The 17,735-nt window shown below is 64.2% G+C and carries 15 protein-coding genes, 1 tRNA gene and 1 riboswitch; of the genes, 1 reads left to right on the forward strand and 15 read right to left on the reverse strand.

The features are described from left to right. Nucleotides 1-35 precede the first annotated feature (35 nt). From HMPREF3167_RS09700 to dcd, 10 genes are all read right to left on the reverse strand, one after another. Nucleotides 36-1,658 (reverse strand): ABC transporter permease, encoded by a 1,623-nt coding sequence (locus HMPREF3167_RS09700; protein WP_070446368.1) that lies wholly within the window; start codon nt 1,656-1,658, stop codon nt 36-38. 3 nt (nt 1,659-1,661) lie between these two features. Further along, entirely contained in the window at nt 1,662-2,675 is a 1,014-nt protein-coding gene (locus HMPREF3167_RS09705; RefSeq protein WP_062614096.1) for a thiamine ABC transporter substrate-binding protein, read from the reverse strand. 35 nt (nt 2,676-2,710) lie between these two features. Then, nucleotides 2,711-2,811, reverse strand: a riboswitch (TPP riboswitch). Between the two features lie 231 nt (nt 2,812-3,042). Further along, a complete protein-coding gene (locus tag HMPREF3167_RS07940; protein WP_062614097.1) occupies nt 3,043-3,282 on the reverse strand; it encodes a DUF4235 domain-containing protein in 240 nt (79 codons plus the stop codon). Nucleotides 3,283-3,426: 144 nt separating this feature from the next. After that, nucleotides 3,427-3,786 carry a monovalent cation/H(+) antiporter subunit G gene (gene mnhG / locus HMPREF3167_RS07945; RefSeq protein WP_068538540.1) on the reverse strand — a complete coding sequence of 120 codons (360 nt, stop codon included), beginning with the start codon at nt 3,784-3,786 and terminating at the stop codon, nt 3,427-3,429. Next, nucleotides 3,783-4,220, reverse strand: coding sequence for an MrpF/PhaF family protein (locus tag HMPREF3167_RS07950; RefSeq protein ID WP_083200525.1), 438 nt, complete (start codon nt 4,218-4,220; stop codon nt 3,783-3,785). The genes mnhG and HMPREF3167_RS07950 overlap by 4 nt, the downstream gene beginning before the upstream one ends. Further along, nucleotides 4,217-4,882, reverse strand: a complete 666-nt coding sequence (locus HMPREF3167_RS07955; RefSeq protein WP_062614099.1) for a Na+/H+ antiporter subunit E — start codon at nt 4,880-4,882, stop codon at nt 4,217-4,219. The genes HMPREF3167_RS07950 and HMPREF3167_RS07955 overlap by 4 nt, the downstream gene beginning before the upstream one ends. Then, entirely contained in the window at nt 4,875-6,455 is a 1,581-nt protein-coding gene (locus HMPREF3167_RS07960) for a Na+/H+ antiporter subunit D (RefSeq protein WP_062614100.1), read from the reverse strand. Before HMPREF3167_RS07960 ends, HMPREF3167_RS07955 begins: the two co-directional genes overlap by 8 nt. Continuing rightward, nucleotides 6,452-6,979: a Na(+)/H(+) antiporter subunit C gene (locus HMPREF3167_RS07965; protein WP_062614101.1), complete on the reverse strand. Its 528-nt coding sequence runs from the start codon at nt 6,977-6,979 to the stop codon at nt 6,452-6,454. The genes HMPREF3167_RS07960 and HMPREF3167_RS07965 overlap by 4 nt, the downstream gene beginning before the upstream one ends. Further along, nucleotides 6,976-10,242, reverse strand: coding sequence for a Na+/H+ antiporter subunit A (locus HMPREF3167_RS07970; RefSeq protein ID WP_070446370.1), 3,267 nt, complete (start codon nt 10,240-10,242; stop codon nt 6,976-6,978). Before HMPREF3167_RS07970 ends, HMPREF3167_RS07965 begins: the two co-directional genes overlap by 4 nt. A gap of 177 nt (nt 10,243-10,419) precedes the next feature. Then, nucleotides 10,420-11,010 carry a dCTP deaminase gene (dcd, locus tag HMPREF3167_RS07975; protein WP_062614102.1) on the reverse strand — a complete coding sequence of 197 codons (591 nt, stop codon included), beginning with the start codon at nt 11,008-11,010 and terminating at the stop codon, nt 10,420-10,422. Nucleotides 11,011-11,209: 199 nt separating this feature from the next. On the opposite strand from dcd, the gene HMPREF3167_RS07985 reads away from it, so the two are divergent. Then, a tRNA-Gly gene (locus HMPREF3167_RS07985) sits at nt 11,210-11,283 on the forward strand. Nucleotides 11,284-11,432: 149 nt separating this feature from the next. Here the strand turns inward: HMPREF3167_RS07985 and HMPREF3167_RS07990 are convergent. From HMPREF3167_RS07990 to HMPREF3167_RS08010, 5 genes are read right to left on the reverse strand one after another with little or no spacing between them, the layout of a single operon-like run. Next, a complete protein-coding gene (locus HMPREF3167_RS07990; RefSeq protein ID WP_070446372.1) occupies nt 11,433-12,824 on the reverse strand; it encodes an ABC transporter ATP-binding protein in 1,392 nt (463 codons plus the stop codon). Then, nucleotides 12,821-13,507 carry an energy-coupling factor transporter transmembrane component T family protein gene (locus tag HMPREF3167_RS07995; protein WP_034370647.1) on the reverse strand — a complete coding sequence of 229 codons (687 nt, stop codon included), beginning with the start codon at nt 13,505-13,507 and terminating at the stop codon, nt 12,821-12,823. Before HMPREF3167_RS07995 ends, HMPREF3167_RS07990 begins: the two co-directional genes overlap by 4 nt. Next, nucleotides 13,500-14,096: an MptD family putative ECF transporter S component gene (locus tag HMPREF3167_RS08000; RefSeq protein ID WP_034370650.1), complete on the reverse strand. Its 597-nt coding sequence runs from the start codon at nt 14,094-14,096 to the stop codon at nt 13,500-13,502. Before HMPREF3167_RS08000 ends, HMPREF3167_RS07995 begins: the two co-directional genes overlap by 8 nt. Before the next feature lie 36 nt (nt 14,097-14,132). After that, nucleotides 14,133-15,881, reverse strand: coding sequence for an ABC transporter ATP-binding protein (locus tag HMPREF3167_RS08005; protein ID WP_068538535.1), 1,749 nt, complete (start codon nt 15,879-15,881; stop codon nt 14,133-14,135). After that, the gene (locus HMPREF3167_RS08010) at nt 15,878-17,665 is read right to left on the reverse strand and encodes an ABC transporter ATP-binding protein (RefSeq protein WP_070446374.1); all 1,788 of its coding nucleotides are present in this window, start codon (nt 17,663-17,665) and stop codon (nt 15,878-15,880) included. Before HMPREF3167_RS08010 ends, HMPREF3167_RS08005 begins: the two co-directional genes overlap by 4 nt. Nucleotides 17,666-17,735: the final 70 nt, after the last annotated feature.

Here is a 17,735-nt window from a genome sequence, read left to right on the forward strand (position 1 = left end):
TCTCTCCTTCACTCGCACCTAGAAGGCACTTGCACCTAGAACGCACCCCGGGTGCCGCTTGGCCGCACCAGGTCGGTGACGAACATGATCACGCCCGTGAGCCCTGCCAGGATCACGGACCCGGCTAGCGCCATCCCATAGTTGTCGACGCCCGGCCGGCCCAGCAGCTTCGAAATGAGCACGGGCAGCGTCTGGTAGTCGGGGCTGGCCAGGAAGGATGTGGCCCCGAACTCCCCCAGCGAGATCGCGAACGCGAACCCGAAGGCGATCCCCAGCCCGCGCGCCATGATGGGCAGGTCGATGGTGGCGAGCACGCGCGCCGGGCTCGCGCCCAGCGTAGCGGCGGCCTCCCGCATCCGCGGGTCGATCGCGCGCAGGATCGGCACGAGCGAGCGCACCACCAGCGGCAACGCCACCACGGCCTGGGCTAGCGGCACGATCAGCCCGGTCGGCACGGACTGCACGCGCCCCCAGGTGACGAGGAAGCCAAAGCCCACGGTCACGGCCGAGATCCCGAGCGGCAGGAGCACGACGCCGTCCAGCACCCGCTGCCCCGTACGGACGAGGCGCGTGCGAGGCCGGCGTGACAGCGCGAAGGCGAGGATCACGCCGACCACCAGCGACAGCGTCGCCGCATCGAGCGCAATTTTCACCGAGTGGTCGAGCGCGTCAAGAATAGAGGTGCCACCGGCGAAGCCGGCGCCGGGCTGAGCCAACACCCGGTAGTTGTGCAGGGACCACTGGCCCTGCGAGCGCAACGACCCGGCCAACAAGCCCAGCAGCGGCGCCGCCAGGAAAACCAACACGGCCGCGGTCACCACCATCGCCGGAATGGCCGCGCGCGTGGGCCGCTTCGCCGGCCGTTGCGTCACGTCCAACGCGCGCTCCGTCCGCGCCGACAGCGCAGTGGACACGATCAGCGCCACCACCACAATCACCAGCTGCAACACGGATAGAACGGCCGCGTGCCCCAGGTCGAGGTAGGCGGTGGACTGGACGTAGATCTCCGACTCCAACGTGCCGTACCCGGGCCGGCCCAGGGTCTGGACGATACCGAAACTCGTGGAGCAAAACAGGAAGACGAGCCCACCACCCGCCGCGATCGACGGCCCAAGCTGTGGGAGCGTCACCGTGAAGAATGCGCGTGCAGGGCTCGCGCCGAGGGTGCGGGCGGCGTCGGTGAGATCGGCGATCCCCGCCCACATCGACCCCACCGTCCGCACCACCACGGCGTAATTGAAGAAGACCATCGCGGCCACCACGGCCGCCGTCGTCTGGCCAAGCCCAAGAAAGCCGAGCGGGCCGGCGTCGTCGAGCAGCGCACGGAAGGCCACGCCCACCACCACGGTCGGCAGCGCGAAGGGAGCCGTGGCGAACGCGCGCGCCACCCGCGCCCCCGGGATCTTCAGCCGGTAGAGCACGTAGGCGCCCGGCACGCCCAACACCACGGAGATCGCGGTAGCCGCGAGCGCCATGCCGAGCGTCTGCCCGACAATCCGCCACGTCCGCCCCTGGCCGAGGACCTCGCCAAACATGGCCGCGTCTCCCAGGCCCATGCTGAGCATGCGCCCCACGGGCCAGAGGAAAAAGAGGATGAGGAAGAGCGCTGGCACTGCCAGCGCTGCACCCCACCCCAGGTGGGCGACTCTTCCTCTCACGCGTTAGCGGCCTTCGCGCAACGCAGACCATTCCTTCTGCCAGGTCTCACGGTTCTCCGCCACTTTCTTCGGGTCGGGCGTGAGCGAGTTCGCGGGGCGCTGGGCGTAGGTCTCCCACTCGGCCGGCAAGGCGACGTCGGCCACGGGGTACATGTACATCGTCTCCGGGATCTCGGACTGGACCTGTTCGGAGAGCATGAAGTCGATGAACTTCTCTGCGCCCTCGGCATTCTTCGCGCCCTTCACGACGCCGGCGTACTCGGTCTGCGCCACGCAGGTGCCGGGCACGTTGACGAAGGCGCCCTCACCGTAAGCGGGCGAAGAGGCGTAGGACAGCACGAGCGGGAAGGCACCCTTGCCGTCGGCAGCGGAGAAGTCGGTGTAGAAGGCGTCCGACCAGGAGTCAACCACCTTGGTGCCGTTGTCGAGTAGGTCGGTCCAGTACTGCTTCCAGTCATTGCCCGCCTCCTCGATCGTGCCCACGAGGAACGCCAGGCCCGGGCTAGAGGTGACCGGGTTCGTCACCACCAGCAGGTCCTTGTACTCCGGCTTGGTCAGGTCCGCGAACGACGTCGGCAGCTCCAGTCCGTGCTCCTCGAAGTAGGCCGCGTCCGCATTGAGGCAGACGTCGCCGTAGTCGATCGCGGTGAAGTCGCCAATGCGGCGGTCCGCGCCCGGGTCCGAGGCCGGGGTATACGGCGCGATGACGCCCGCGTCCAGCGCGCTCTGCGCGGAGAAGTTATCGATGCCGAACACGGCGTCGACAGTGGGGTTGTCCTTGTTGAGGATGAGCTGGTTGAGCACCATGCCGGCGTCACCGGGGGCGGTGGTCTTCAGCGTCATGCCCGTCTCCTTCTCGAAGGCCGCCTTGGCCTCGTCGGAGATCGAGAACGAGTCGTGGGTGAGCACGGTGACCGTGTCGCCCGTCGTCTTTGCCTGGTCAACGGCCGAGCATGCGGCCATCGTCGCGGTGAGCGTGGCGCCAAGCGCCACAACGAAAAGGCTCTTCGTCTTCATTTTTCCTCCCATGTGTTCGGGAGGGCCCGGGCGCACCCGGGGAGAGCTCGACTTCCTTCGCCGGTGCTAACCGGAGCAGGTTCGAGGGTCTGCGTTTCCGCACTCTCAGCGCATGTGCGCTCCCCTGTCGTACGCCTTACCGTACCAAATCGCCCACGACGACGTCGACCACGCCCGCGCCGCTCCCGCGGGCGCCTGCTATCGCAAATGCGGCACTAAACTGACAGATGCGGCACTAAATAACGGTAAAGTAGTGCCGCATCTTGCCGAGTAGTGCCGCATCTTGCCGAGTAGTGGCGCATCTTGCCGAGTAGTGCAGCATTTGCGTCCGAAGGCCCGAGAGGGCGAGGGCGCGAGAAGGGGAACGTTACGCCCCGTACCACTCCGCGGCTTTGCGCTTGAGCGCAGTGGACACCACGGCCGACACCACGGCGGTGACGGCGGTGAAGACCACGACGTCGCGCATCGGCATCTGCATCATCTCCGCCTCGTCAGTGGGACGCTGCTTGCCCAGTCCCTTCTCCCACACCTGGTTGACCACCAAGTTCGACGCCGCGCCGGCCGCGCCAGCGATTCCGACCGTGATCAGTTTCCAGCCGATGTTCATTGTTCCTCCAAAAACCTAGTTGGTCTCATCCTAGTCTCTGGCCAGCGCGTTCGCCCGGGCAGGCGGAATTGTCTGCGGCCAGGACCATTCCAGCCACCAGATCCTGCGGTCAGATCCGGCAGCCAGATCCGTCGGGCGGCGGGCTCATCCGTGGTCGTCGCCAACAGTCATGTCCTCGCCGAGCTCGTCGATGATCAGCGCGCTCTTGTCGATCCGGTCCGTGCGATACCCCGCCCGCGACATCATGTGCGCCGAGATCGGCGCCGTAATCAGCTGGAAGCCGATCACCAGCATCATCGTCCACGTCATGGTCGCACTGCGCACGATGAGCGAGACCCCCACCATCAGCATGATGAGCGAGAACGTCTGCGGCTTGGTGGCCACGTGCTGGATCGCCAGCAGGTCGCGGAAGCGGAACACTCCGATCGCGGCGATGAGGGTAAACAGTGAGCCTGTGACGATGAGAGTGATCCCCACCCAGTCGGCGATTTGTGCCCAGTTCACGGCTGCCTCCCCTCTTCGACGACGCCCGAGCCGCCAGCCGCGCCATTTCGCCCAGTAGCGCCCTGCGCGGCGTCATTCAGCCCACCGACGCCGCTCGGCCCAGCCACGCCGCTCTGCCCGGGGGCGTTCGGGGCGGCACCCCGCCGGGCGTCGTCGCGGCGCTCGGGGTAGCGCTTGGCCACCCCGGGGGTGATGAAGCGGGCGAGCGTGGTCGAGCCGACGAAGCCGACCAGGGCCAGGGCCACGAACAGGGCGAGTAGGTCCTCGCGGCGGGTGAGCGCGGCGAGAAGGGCCACCGCGCCGATGACCACCGAGGTCATGACGTCAAGCGCCACCATCCGCTCCAGGGCCGTGGGCCCGCGGAAGATCCGCATGAGCACCAGCAGCGACGCGATAAATAGCAGCGCCATGCAGAATCCGAGAACGTACGTCATGAGCTCCCCTCCCGGACCTCGCGCGGCTCACCCGTGGCCGGCGCGTAGGGGACGGGCAGGCGCCCGTAGCGGCGGGTGGGGCCGGGCACGTAGCCGGCGTCGACAAGCTCGTCGTGCGAAGCGAAAGCCCGCAGCACCCGTTCCTCGAGCTCGAGCACGGTTCGGTGCACGCCCTCCACACCGCCAGCCAGCTCGGTGTCGAACACGTGGACGTAGAGCGTGCCGCTCACGCGGTGCGCCTCGACCACCACAGAACCCGGCACTAGCGCCGTCATGCCGGCGATCGTGGCGAGGTAGACGTCGGAGTGGGAGCGCAGGTGGACGCGAATGATCGCGGCCTGCGGGTGCTTGCCGCGCAGGATGAACGCGGCGATCTGCGCGGAGGAAATGACGATGTCGATGAGGAAGCGCGCGACCAGCACGACGACGGCGATGGGCCGTGACCGCCCGTCGAACGGCGTGTAGGGGAAGGGCGCAACGGTGGTGATCCCGAGCGCCACAATGAGGCCGGCCAGTACGTTGCCCGCCGAGAACTCGCCCCACAGCAACACCCACACCGCAGTCAGCCAGGCGAGCATGCCCACCGAGGCATGCGGGAAGCGGCCAGGGCGGCGGGCGACGCGGTAAATGGCGCGCGCGGATGGCGTGTAGTCGTTAGCCACGACGGCCTCCTTCCTCGGTGCTCGCGGGCGCGGGCTGCCTCACGGCTTCGGGAACCTTCGACTCCCCGCTGCCGCGCCCGCCCTCGGGCAGGACGGCCACGATGTAGGGCGAGCGGGCCTTGAGCTCGGTGGCGGCGCCTTCGGTGAAGTTGTAGATCGGGCCGGCGAAGAAGGAGATGATGAGCGAGAACGTCACGAGCGCGCCGGCGGCGCCGGTCATCCCCCACGGGATCGGCTTGGCGGAGAGCGGTTCGGGGGCGGTCTGCCAGAAGGCCATGTTCCACGCGCGCGACACGGCGTAGAGGGTGAGCAGCGAGCAGACGATGCCCGTGATGATGAGCCCCCAGTCGATGATCGCGCCGCGGTCGACGGAGGCCTGAATGAGCCCCACCTTGCCGAAGAATCCCGACCCCGGCGGGATGCCCGCCAGGTTCAGGGCCGGCACGATGTAGAGCGCGGAGATGATCGGGGAGAGCTTGGCAAGCGAGCCGAGGCGGATGAGCGAGGTGGTGCCGCCGCGTCGTTCGACCAGGCCCACCACCAGGAACAGGGCGGTCTGGACGGTGATGTGGTGGACGGCGTAGTAGATCGTGGCGCCCAGCCCGTGCACGGAGTACAGCGAGATGCCCCAGATCATGAAGCCGATGTGGGACACGAGGGTGAAGGACAACAGGCGCTTGATGTCCTGCTGGGCCACCGCGCCGAGGATGCCCATGAGCATCGTGAGGATCGCGACGACGCCGATCACCAGCGTGAGCCGGTTGTAGGGGAAGAGGAGGGTCTGGGTGCGGATGATCGCATACACGCCCACCTTCGTGAGCAGGCCGGCGAACACGGCGGTGACAGGCGCGGGGGCGGTGGGGTAGGAGTCGGGCAGCCAAGCCGACAGCGGAAAGACCGCCGCCTTGATACCGAAACCGACCAGCAGCATCACCTGGATCGCGATCCGTACGCCCGGGTCGATCTCGGGTAGGCGCAGCGCCAGCTGGGCGAGGTTGACCGTGCCCGCCGCGGCGTACGTCATCGCGATGGCAATGAGGAAGACCACCGAAGAAATGAGCGAGACCACCACGTACACCGTGCCTGAACGGATGCGGTCGCGCGTACCGCCCAGGGTGATGAGCACGAACGATGCCGTCAGTAGCAGCTCGAATCCCACGTAAATGTTGAACAGGTCCCCGCTGAGGAACGCGTTCGACACGCCCGCCGAGAGCAGGAGAAAGGCGGGGTGATAGACCGCGATGGGGGCGGCGTCGTCGCCGTCGGCCGCGCCCTGGGCCAGCGAATACAGCAGAACCGTGAGCGTGACCGTGACCGAGGTGAAGAGCATGATGGCGCTCAGGCGGTCGGCCACCAGCGAGATGCCGACGGGGGCCGCCCAGTTCGCGACGTCAAGCACAACCGGGCCCGACGCGGACATCACCAGTAGCGTGCCTGCGACCAGCCACACGATGCCAAGGATGCCGGCCGAGAGGATGCCCTGGAGGCGGCGCACAGAGGCAAACGCCAACGACAGGCCCGCGCCGAACAACGGCAGCACCACGGGCAGGGCCACGAGGAAGTCCCAGGTCATGAGCGCCTCCCCTCGTGAGGGCCGGGGTGGGCCGCGGGGGCGGCGTCGACGACGGCCGGGCCAGGCTCGTCGGGAGAGGCCGGGTCGTCGTCGGTCTCGTCGCGGATGTCGGGGGCGTCGAGCTCGAGGTCGGCGGGCTTGTCGGTGCGGGCCTCGAACTTGGCGTCCTCGGTGCGGTCGGCGATGCGGCGATCCTCGAGGTCGTCTTGGACCTCGTCGGAGGCGTTGAGCTGCCAGGAGCGGTAAGCGAGCGCGAGGAGGAAGCCGGTGAGGGCAAGGGAGATGACGATCGCGGTGAGCATCATGGCTTGGACCAGCGGGTCGGCCATGTCTTCTTGCGCGGCCTCCCCCACCATGGCCGGCGCGCCAGAGGGGCCGCCCGCGATGAGCATGAGGATATTGACCCCGTTGGTGAGGGCCGCGAGGCCCAGCACGATGCGCGACAGGGAGCGCTCAAGCACCAGATAAATACCGACGGCGACGAGCACGCCGGACACTATCGCGAGCGCAAGGGAGGAACTCATCGGGTTTCCTCCCGTCCGGTCAGGGCCGTGGAGGTGGTGGCCGGGTCGGAAGCGATGGTGGTCAGGCCCGTGGTGTCGATGTCGAACTCGCTCTCTGTGTGGGGCGGGTGTGCGGGGCCAGGCGCCGGGGCATACTGGGCCACAGCAGATTGGGCTGGGCCGGCCGTGGTGGGCTGGGCCGCGGGTGCCACTACCGGCGCACCCGCGGGAATCGGCGCGTCGGGCGCAACGCCTGGGACGGCGTCGTAGGAGCGGGCCTGCTCCGCGTCGGAGGTGTCCCGGCGGGAATCGGCGGAGGGGCGTAGCTGGTAGTGCGGCTCGTCGGCGGCTTCGACCTCGCCGTGGCGGTCGATTTCGGCGCCGAGGGAGCGCAAGACGTCGAGCACGAGGCCGACCACCACCAGGTAGACGCCGATGTCGAAGAAGATCGCGGTAGCGATTTTGACGTCACCGAAACCCCAGAGCATCAGCTCGATCTTCGCCGACTGTAGGATCGTGCCGCCGAGCGCCACCGGCACCAGCGCGGCCACGCCGGCGGTGGCTAGGCCCGCGCCCATGAGGTGACCCGGGTGGAGGGGGACGGCCGCGCCCAGCTCGTAGCGCCCGCCCGCCACGTAGCGCAGTACCAGCGCGATGCCCGCGAGCAGGCCGCCCGCGAATCCGCCGCCGGGGGCGTTGTGGCCTGCGAAGAGGAAGAAGACCGACACGGCCACGATCGTGTGGAAGACCAGGCGCGTGCCCACCTCTAAGATCACCGAGCGGCGCCCGAAGGGCACCTGGTCCGTGCCGACCAGCCAACGCCGGTTGCGGGCCGGCGCCACCACCGACGACTCGATCACTCGTGCCCGGGTCCGGCGCCAGGTGGGGCCGGCGTCGTCGCGCGCGGGGGCGATGAGCTGGCCGGCCACGTTCGTGCGCGGAGCTTGGAGGTTGCGGAAGCGGTCGATGCGCCCGCCGCGGTCGCGGATAAAGAGGAGGGAGGAAATGCCGATCGCGCAGGCCACTACCACGGCGATCTCGCTGAAGGTGTCCCACGCGCGGATGTCCACAAGCGTCACGTTGACGATGTTTTTGCCGTACCCGTAAGTGTAGGCCTCGTCGTGGAAGTTTACCGAGATCGGGGTGTGGATGCGGGCGCCGGCGGCGACGACGCCGAGGACCGCCGTCATCGCGCCAAACGCGGTGGCCACGATGATGCGCCACGTGCGCGAAAAGCGCAGCGGGCGGTGGGAGAAATAAGCGGGCAGTCGGCGCAACACGAGGATGAACACCACCAACGACATGGTCTCCACCAGCACCTGGGTAAGCGCAAGATCCGGCGCGCCGTAGAGCTCGTAGAGGAGGGCCACCCCGTAGCCCGACGCGCCGATCAGCAGCACGGCCTTCATGCGGTGGCGGGCGCGGGCGCCGAGGATCGCGGCCACGATTGTCACGACGCCGACCAGGGCCTGGGACACCGAGTCGTACGGGCGCAAGCTGATGCTTCCCTGCCAGTCGCCCACACTGAAGGCGAGCAGGACCGCGAAAGCGGTGAAGGTGAAGATCGTGGAAAGGTAAGCCGGGAGCGAGCCACGCTGGGTGAAGGCCGTGACCGAGCCCGACAGGTCCTCCAGGCCGGAAACGATCCTGTGGTAGACCCGGTCGGCTGAGACGGGGAAGTCGTGGGCGCGAAGGCTCGGCTCGATCGTGGTGCGCGCAGCAAACAGCACGACGCCGGCCGCGAGGATCACGGTCGTGACCAGGAACGGCGCGCCGATCCCCGGCCAGGACGCGAGGTGGCCCGAATCTCCCGGGAGGGCGCGGACGTAGGGCTGGAAGACGGCGTCGAGAAGCCCGCCCGCCAGGCCGAAAACGAGGCCGGCGAGGGAGAGGACCACGATGGGCGCGGTAAGCATGGGCGAGCGGCGCTTGACCGGGGTGCGGGCGCCGGGCTTGTCCGCGAAGGCGCCCCACCAGAAGCGCAGGGTGTAGGCGACCGTGAAGATCGAGCCGGCGGCGATCGCGAGCCAGGTGAGGGTATCGGCAGTGGTGCCGCCGATGAGCGCGTGGAGGGCGGCCTCCTTCGCCACGAAGCCCGCGAACCCGGGCACGCCCGCCATCGACAGGCCCGCGAGCGCGGCGGCCGACGCCGTGACCGGCATCTGGCGGCCGACCCCGGAGAGCTCGCGAAGGTCGCGGGTGCCGGTGGCCCAGTCGACCTGGCCGACCGCGAGGAAGAGCGTGGACTTGAACATCGCGTGGGCGACCAGCATGCCGAGACCCGCGAGCAGCATCGCCGGGGTGCCGTAGCCGACCATGAGGAGGATGAGGCCCAGCTGGGAGACGGTGCCGAAGGCGAGGACGAGCTTGAGGTCGTACTGCTTGAGCGCGCGGTAGCCGCCGAGGACCAGGGTGGCGATCCCGCCGGCAAGGATCATGTAGCGCCAGGCCGCGAGGTCGGAGAAGCCGGGGGCAAGGCGGGCCGCCAGGTAGACGCCGGCCTTCACCATCGCCGCCGCGTGCAGGTAGGCGGAGGTAGGCGTGGGGGCGGCCATCGCGGCGGGAAGCCAGAAGTGGAAGGGGATGATCGCGGATTTGGCCATCGCGCCGATGAGGACTGCCGCGACGGCGACGACGATGACGGCGTGCGGGGTCGACTCCGCGCCGATCGCCGCGACGCCGAGGGTGCCACTGCTGGCGGAGGCCACCAGCTCCGAGATCACATACGAGCCGCCCGGGATGTTACCCAGCGTGATGAGGCCAGCGAGCATGGCGAGGCCGCCCGCAGTGGTCACAATGAACGCCTGCATCGCGGCGCGGCGCGATGCCTGCTTGTCGAACTGGAAGCCAATGAGGAGGAAGGAGAAGACCGAGGTCAGCTCCCAGAAAAGGTAAAGGGCAAGCGTGTTGTCGGTGGTGACCAGGCCCAGCATCGCGCCCGCAAACGCCACGAAGACCCCCGCGAAACGGCCCATGCCGTGGGCCGAGGCGGAAAAATAGCGGGCGCAATAGAAAAGGACGGCTGTACCCACGCCCGTGACGATCAGGGACATCATCCACGAGAGGTGATCGAGGCGGAAGGTCAACTCCAGGCTCACTTGCGGCACCCACGCGTAATTCTCCGACGGGAAGTCACCGCGCATCACCGCCGGGCCCTGGGCGGCAAGGTAGACGAAAGAGAGCGCCGGAATCGCCGCGAGGTACACGTAGCCGCGTCGGCCCGCCTTCATGATCGCGGGCGCCGCGAGCGCACCCATCGCGAAAGCGGCCAACAAAATCAGCATACGTCTCCCCAGACCATGGCAACGAACAGGTGCTTTTCTCCCCTACTAATCCTAGAGAAAGAAATAAGAAATGTCGCGGTGCAGCCTGAGAGCAAAGCCGGAGTAGGGATGTGGGCGGCGGGTGCGGACGGGCGTGAGTCCGCCCGCCGGTGCAGCAGGCCCGCTCTTGGGCTGGCCTTAAAAGTTGTGGTCCGAGACGTCGATCCTGTGGAAATTCAGGTCCGAGCGGGAGGCAGTCGGGCCGCGCTGGCCCTGGTAACGCGAGCCCCTCGCCCCTTGACCGTAGGGAGCCTCCGCCGCCGACGACAGCTGGAAGAAACAGAACTGCCCCACCTTCATCCCCGGCAGCAACATGATCGGCATGGTCGCCGTGTTCGACAGCTCCAGTGTCACGTGACCGGAAAAGCCCGGGTCGATGAACCCCGCCGTCGAGTGCGTCAGCAACCCGAGTCGCCCCAAACTCGACTTGCCCTCGAGCCGGGCGGCGACGTCGTCGGCAAGCGTGATCTGCTCGTAGGTGGAGCCGAGCACGAACTCGCCCGGATGCAGGACCAGGCTGCTGTCCGCCGAGACTTCCACCAGGCGCGTGAGCTCCGGCTGCGCTTGCGACGGGTCGATCATGGGGTACTTGTGGTTGTCGAAGAGGCGGAAGAAGCGGTCCAGGTGGATGTCCACCGACGACGGCTGAACCATCTCCGGATCCCACGGGTCGATGGCGATCCGCCCGTCAGCGACGTAGGCCCGGATGTCACGATCAGAAAGAAGCATGTCCCAATTCTTTCACGGCCCGCGGTGGCGGGCGGCGGATTTCACCAAGTGGGTGGGCGCGGTCTTGGGGCGGGCGACGGTCTGCGGTCCAGGATCGGCCCGTGCGGCGGTAGCAACGCGGCCGGAGGGCTTGGAGGCGGAGACGGGGATGGGCCGATTGGCGTCGGAGGCGATGGATGGATAAGATGGGGTCACCCTCGCGGGCGTAGTTCATCGGTAGAATGGCAGCTTCCCAAGCTGCAGAGGCGGGTTCGATTCCCGTCGCCCGCTCCATTATGACGTCGAAAATGATAAGTAGGCGTTTGCGTTAGCGAGTATGCCCCAAGGGGGTCAAGAAATTCCCTTCCGTTAGCGAGTGTGTAGCGCGTTTGCTCTGACCTGCAGAAACGCTTTCCTCTCTTTCGACTGAGCGAGCGTTTGCGTTAGCAGGCGTTGATTTGGTCGAGGCGGACGCTATGGTTGGCGACCTCGGTGACGAGTTCGGCGTCGTGGGTGATGACGATGACGACGGCACCGGTATCAGCGAGTTTGCGCATCACTTGAGAAATTGCGACGAGGTGCTTGTAGCCCACACCCGATGTCGGCTCGTCGAAAATGTAGACCTTCTTGTTCGCGGCAAGCGCGGTGGCGATGACCAGGCGTTGGCGCTGCCCACCAGACAGCGCTTGCGGATGGTCGGACTCGTGCTCCGCAAGATCGAGTTCTTCAAGGATCGTGCGGGCGTCGATGTGTTGTTTTTCGGCTCTCGTTATCCCGAGCGTGACTTCGTCAATGACTGTGTCTGAGAATAGCTGCCGGGTGGGGTCTTGCATGACGAGGTATGCGTCTCGGCTGGTGAATTTTTGCCCATTGAGTGTGATGGATGCACCTTTGGCTTTTTCGAGTCCGCAGACGATACGTGCCAGTGTTGATTTGCCTGACCCGCACGGGCCCAACAGTGCGGTGATTTTCCCTGCCGGGAAGAGCAGATGGTCGATGTTGAGAACCGTGTTTCCGTGGCGGTAGGCGAAGGTGAGGTTTCTGATCTCCAGCCCATATCCTGCCGGTTCCGGAAGTTGTGGCATGGGCACGGGCACTAGGGATCGCAGCCCAAGCTGTTTGCGCTCCTCATCCGAGGTAGCGTAGAACTCTTCGCCGGTTGCGGTGAGGGCGATGTTGCCTTTATCGAAGCAGTAGACACGGTCGACGATCCCGGAAAGGAAGCTCAGCCGATGTTCAGCGATGATGATGGTGTGTCTATCGGCTTTGAGCCTGGCGATGAGTGTGGCGAGTTGGTCGATAAGATCAGCTGACAGGTTCGCGGTCGGTTCGTCGAACACGATCAGCGACGTGTTGTTGCACATGGCGACGGCGCAGGCCACGCGTTGCATCTGTCCGCCTGATAGTTGTGTGACGCGGGATTCTAGCAGATCGGCGATACCTAACTCGGCGGCTACTTCATCAATGCGTCGGCGAATGTCATGCGGGTCGCGACCGAGGTTTTCTGGACCGAAGGCGAGTTCTTGACGCACGTGAGTGGTGTAGAACTGGGTGCGCGGGTTTTGGAATACTGTCGAGCAGTGGTGGGCAAGGCGTGGCAGATCTGTTCGTGCCACGTCAATGTCGTCGACTGTGACGCTTCCGGTGAGGTCGCCGTCGTGAAAGTGCGGGATGAGCCCGTTAAATAGCCGTAGTGCGGTGGTTTTTCCTGACCCGGATGCGCCACACAGCAAGGTGACGGTTCCAGGTGTGATGGTGATGGTTGCGTCGTTGATTGAGGGATGGTCTGCTCCTCGATAGGTGAAGGTGACCCTGGTGGCTTGGGCTGTTGTCATAGGACGATTCTCCATATCGCGAAGCCGATAACGATGAGCAGAATGACTGCGTCGATCACACGGAATTTCACGACTGTGACCGAGGTGGACTTTGCGGTTCCGCCCAGTCCTCGCACGAGGGCGGCCGATGCCAGTTCGTCCCCGCTGCGTACCACGGTCGATAGCAGCGGGATTGTGAAGTATTGCGCCGCACGCAGTGAGAGCACGGACATCCCGCGTAGTTTCATGGCATCTGAGATCGCTTTAACCTCGTGGCCGATCACGGGCAGCACACGTAAGGCAACAGAGATTGGGATCGTGAAACAGGTCGGGATCCGCGAGCTGGCGAGTGCTTTTTGCAAGGTGGCGGGTCGGATCACGCCAATCGCGTAGGCTCCCATTCCTGCGCTGACACTGAATCGCCACATCAACTGCAAAAACAGCACGAAGAACGCGCCGGCCGTTGACTTCCACACCAGTGGTATCACGAAGACGAGCCCGCCGAGGACCGCAAACGTGGCCAAGTATACGGCCACCCAGCTCGGGCGCACGAGCGTGTTGGGGTTGATCGCAGCGCTCGCCAGCATCACGGCGGCGAATCCGCCCAGAGCACACACGAACCACGGCGAGTAGGCACTGTAGATCGTGGTGGAGACGATGACGAGCGCTGCGATAATCGTGCGCGGGTCGGGAAGTTTAGACAAGACCGGCCCGTTCAAAGTGTTTGCGCGCGACCCTGGTTCCCAACAGACCAGCAAGCCAGCCAACGATGAGCATCACGACGAAGAAGCCCAGCAGAATCGGAATCGTGACAACCTGCGCCATCTTGGCGGCGTAGTCTGCGCCCATTTGTTCGGCGATCTGCGACATATACGCGTCTTGGTTCATAAATAGCGGCATCCACGGTGACACGTAGATCGGCAGAATAAACAGTGCGTATGCCAGCGGAACGCGAACCTTCACGCTCTTCGGCCCCTTGGTGATGACTAGGTCGGCGAGCAGGCCAAATACAGCGGCCACCGCGATGCCGCCCACCCAGTGACCGGTCACGAAAAAGAGGATTTCGATGATAACCAGCATGATTGTCAATGCCCCCATCTTCGGAGTGCGTGCTGTGAACAGCGCAAAGACGATGCCGTTAACGAGGATAGAAAGCAAGAAACCGGCATACATGGCGGCGGGGATGAACCCGAGCATTCCGAATGCAAACACGATGACGAACATCAAAGCGGTGAAGACGCCAATGTTGATGAAGTCGCGCGCGTTGAGGCGCGAGGATGTGGGTGTGGACATAGTTTTTCCTTTCATGATTGTGAACAGTGCTGTGTTTTAGACGAGTTGCCATCCGGCGGCGTTGATGCGTTCTTGCCAGAAATCGCGGTATTGACCTGGCTGGTTGACCAGCTCGTCGTGGCACCCGCGCTGGGCGATACGCCCACCGTGGGAGAGCACAATGATTTGGTCAGCTGACCGAATGGTTTCCAGTTTGTGGGCGATGACAATAAGTGTGGAGTGTTTGCGTAGCTCATTCATCGCCGCAACAATGTTGGCTTCATTTTCCGCGTCCAACGCGCTGGTGGCCTCATCGAACAGCACAATCGGAGCTTTCTTCACCAAGGCGCGAGCGATGGACACTCGTTGGCGTTCCCCACCTGACAGTGCACGCCCGCCAGAACCCGCCAATGAATTCCAGCCGTCTGGGAGGCGGTTGACGATTTCCGTCACGCCCGACAGGTCAGCGGCCCACCTGATTTCTTCATCGGTAGCTTTAGGGTTGCCAAGGCGAATGTTGGCTTCGAGAGTGTCATTGAATAAGTAGACGTCTTGGAAGACGAGAGACACCTGGCGCATCAGGTCTTCGGTGGCCTGCTCGCGCACGTCCACTCCGCCAACGCGCACGCTGCCGGACTGCACATCCCAGAAACGTGCAACCAACCGGGCGATCGTCGTCTTCCCGCACCCAGATGGACCAACCAGGGCACACATGCCGCCTTGCGGGACATGGAAGGAAATATCACAAAGAACCGGGGTGTCCGGATCGTAGCTGAAGGTGACGTCCTCGAAACGAACATCACCAGGGGCGTTTATCGGCGTGGAGGCATCGGGTTCGGACAGTTCGGGGGCGTCCATGACCTTGTCGACGTGGTTCATCTGCTGGCGGCGTTCTTCCAGCCCGGTCATGCAGCCACCGATGTCTTGGAGCATGGTGGTGAACCGCAGGCACATGCCGATTGTGACCACGGCGTTCAGCGCATTCATTTGCCCGCCGAGGGCGAGTTGGGCGGTGAGCCAGATCATCACCACAATGAGCGCTTGGACGAACATCCCATTAATCAGGTTCGCTAATGTTTCGATCCACAATGCTTTGCGGCTTTTGCGGTCAGCCTGTTTGAATGCCCGATCAAGGGCCGGGTAGTCGTCGGCGACGTGGCAGGAGCGCAGCGCGCCTTGGCAGGTGGCGAATTCGACCATGCGAGCCGCCAACTCTGATTCGGCTGGTTCGGAAATCTGCTTACCTTTATCAAGAAGCACGCGGGAGATATGGAGGAAGGCGAGCATGATCGGGAAGGCGATCGTCAAGGTCAGTCCCAGTCGCCAATCCCAGAACCAGGTTCCCACAGTCACTACGAGCACGGCCGAGAGTTTTTGGACGAGGGAGAAAATGAAATGCGCCGCCGACTCGCCCAAGTTCATCATTTCCTGGGTGACCATGCGCGACAGCCGTCCAGAGCTACCCGAATCGAACACTCCCAACGGTAGGCGGGCTACTTTGTTACCTACTGCCTGGTGTACGTCGTGAATGAATCCGAGCGCGCCGATATAGCCGGTGCGCATGCCATAAAACTCCGTGCCCACGCCCAGCATCGCGATCACCGCCAAGGCGATGAGCCAGCCCGAAAACGACAGCCCCCACACCGGCATTCCGGTTGCTAGGGCACTTGCTGCGGGAAGCAGAGTCAGCAGGGCAAAGCCGTGACACAGTCCTGAGACCGCACCCCACGCTTGACCAACCGAAAGGTCTCGCCACGAGGCGGGTTCCATCAAACGCTTAAAGCGTGGCAGCAATAGTTGATTCATCGTGTCATCTCCTCGCATGCACCTTGGGCAAGAAGTGCCTGATAGTGCGCATTACCCAACAGCTCATCGTGTTTACCGACCACAGCAATGCGCCCGCGTTCCATGACGACGATTTGGTCTGCCCCTCTGATCGAGGCCAGTCGGTGGGCGATCACAATCACGGTTCTGCCTTTGGCAAGAGTCGAGAGAGCTTGTTGGATTTTCGATTCCGATTCCGGGTCCGCCATCGCCGTCGCCTCGTCCAGCACCAACACTGGGGCATCAACCATGAGCGCCCGGGCGATCGCGATACGGGCTGCCTGCCCGCCCGAAACGTGGGTATCCTCACCCAACACGGTGTCGTAACCATCTGGCAGGCTCATGATGAACTCGTCGATCTGCGCTGCCCGCGCCGCCTGCCGCACCTGATCCAAGGTTGCGTCTGGCGCGCCAAGAGCGATGTTGTTTCGAATGGTGTCGCGAATAAGCTGTGCATCTTGCAGGACGAATGCGACCGTCGAATACAACACATCCTGGGAAATGCTCTTTAGATCAACCCCGCCGATGGTGATCGTGCCAGCGTCCGGGTCATCAAAGCGGGCAATCAAACTCGCCAACGTCGACTTTCCCGCACCCGACGGGCCAACCAGCGCGGTCACCGTGCCTGCCGGAATGCTCAGGCTCACCTCGTCTAATGCCTGGGTGTCATCATAGGCATACGACACACCCCGAATCTCAATATCATGACCCTTTGGCGTCTGTGGCGCATCGGGCTGACTCAACGCCGGTAGCTCCATGACGTTCACCAGCCTCACTGCCGCAGACCCTGCGAGCTGGTACGACCAGGCGATGGTTGCGACTGCCATCAACGCTCCCGGCAGCACCAAGGCGATCAACGTCGTCGTTATCACCTCGTAGATGCTCACCCAACCGGCGTTCATCATCAACGCGCCACCGCCAAGGTTCACGATCAACAACACCGGGATCGACACCCACGAAAATGAGGCGACCGACATCGACACCAGCGGCATACACCACGCCCGGTAGAACTTAGAAAACTCGTTAGCCGCATCTAAATAGGCTTTATGTGCTTGGCCGACCTTGCCGAACGCTTTCACCACTGAGATACCGGCAACAAACTCGGCCATCGTTGCCGAAACCTGAGCGAGCTTGGTATCCATTTGCGCGGTCTTCTCATTCATCCCACGCATCGACATGCCATACATGCCCACATAAATCGGAATCGTCGCAATCGACAGCAACGCGAGCCGCCAATCCACCACAAACGCATAGGCCAACAAGGCGAGCGGGGAGACGATCGCGTTCAGTTTCTCGATCGGCCCGTGCGCGATCACTGTGTGCACCGTGGCCGTATCATCCTGAATGGTCTTGCGGATCTTCCCCTCACCCTCGCGGGTAAACCACGACAGCGGAGCAGTCGACATTCGGGCGGCAATCTGGCGGCGCATCTGATTACGCAACGACAGGTCAATAAAATGCGTCACGCCCAATGCAACAAAATATAAGGTCAACCGGGTCATGTATGCGCTGACGAGGAGTATGACGATCCAGTTCACCCGCGCCGGGTCCACCTGGTCTTGCATAAGTTCTCTGCCAAGCTCCACCAAAGCCACATAAGGTGCGATAGCCAGCACACCAGAGGCGAACGCTAAGACCTGCGCGACGAACAGTTTGCCTTTCACCGGCTGCGATAGCTGACGGATCGCGTTCTGGCCAGCGACAGATTTTTCCTTCGCCGACCCATACTCACCTTCAACAACCTGATCCGTTACACTATCGTCCATACAAACACCATCCTTATTAGGTAAGGCTAACCTTATCAAATGAAGCGTCCTGGGTTTAGTTCCTACCTCA

The sequence above is a fragment of the Trueperella sp. HMSC08B05 genome, from assembly GCF_001808405.1.
Lineage (GTDB): Bacteria > Actinomycetota > Actinomycetes > Actinomycetales > Actinomycetaceae > Trueperella > Trueperella bernardiae.

What these genes read in the sequence shown, in the direction of transcription:
- HMPREF3167_RS07940 (WP_062614097.1), bottom strand. Translation starts at nt 3,282, where the DNA reads ATGAACATCGGCTGGAAACTGATCACGGTCGGAATCGCTGGCGCGGCC.
- dcd (WP_062614102.1), bottom strand. Translation starts at nt 11,010, where the DNA reads ATGCTTCTTTCTGATCGTGACATCCGGGCCTACGTCGCTGACGGGCGG.
- HMPREF3167_RS07960 (WP_062614100.1), bottom strand. Translation starts at nt 6,455, where the DNA reads ATGACCTGGGACTTCCTCGTGGCCCTGCCCGTGGTGCTGCCGTTGTTC.
- HMPREF3167_RS08005 (WP_068538535.1), bottom strand. Translation starts at nt 15,881, where the DNA reads ATGAATCAACTATTGCTGCCACGCTTTAAGCGTTTGATGGAACCCGCC.
- HMPREF3167_RS07965 (WP_062614101.1), bottom strand. Translation starts at nt 6,979, where the DNA reads ATGAGTTCCTCCCTTGCGCTCGCGATAGTGTCCGGCGTGCTCGTCGCC.
- HMPREF3167_RS09705 (WP_062614096.1), bottom strand. Translation starts at nt 2,675, where the DNA reads ATGAAGACGAAGAGCCTTTTCGTTGTGGCGCTTGGCGCCACGCTCACC.
- HMPREF3167_RS08010 (WP_070446374.1), bottom strand. Translation starts at nt 17,665, where the DNA reads ATGGACGATAGTGTAACGGATCAGGTTGTTGAAGGTGAGTATGGGTCG.
- HMPREF3167_RS07970 (WP_070446370.1), bottom strand. Translation starts at nt 10,242, where the DNA reads ATGCTGATTTTGTTGGCCGCTTTCGCGATGGGTGCGCTCGCGGCGCCC.
- HMPREF3167_RS08000 (WP_034370650.1), bottom strand. Translation starts at nt 14,096, where the DNA reads ATGTCCACACCCACATCCTCGCGCCTCAACGCGCGCGACTTCATCAAC.
- HMPREF3167_RS07990 (WP_070446372.1), bottom strand. Translation starts at nt 12,824, where the DNA reads ATGACAACAGCCCAAGCCACCAGGGTCACCTTCACCTATCGAGGAGCA.
- HMPREF3167_RS07950 (WP_083200525.1), bottom strand. Translation starts at nt 4,220, where the DNA reads ATGACGTACGTTCTCGGATTCTGCATGGCGCTGCTATTTATCGCGTCG.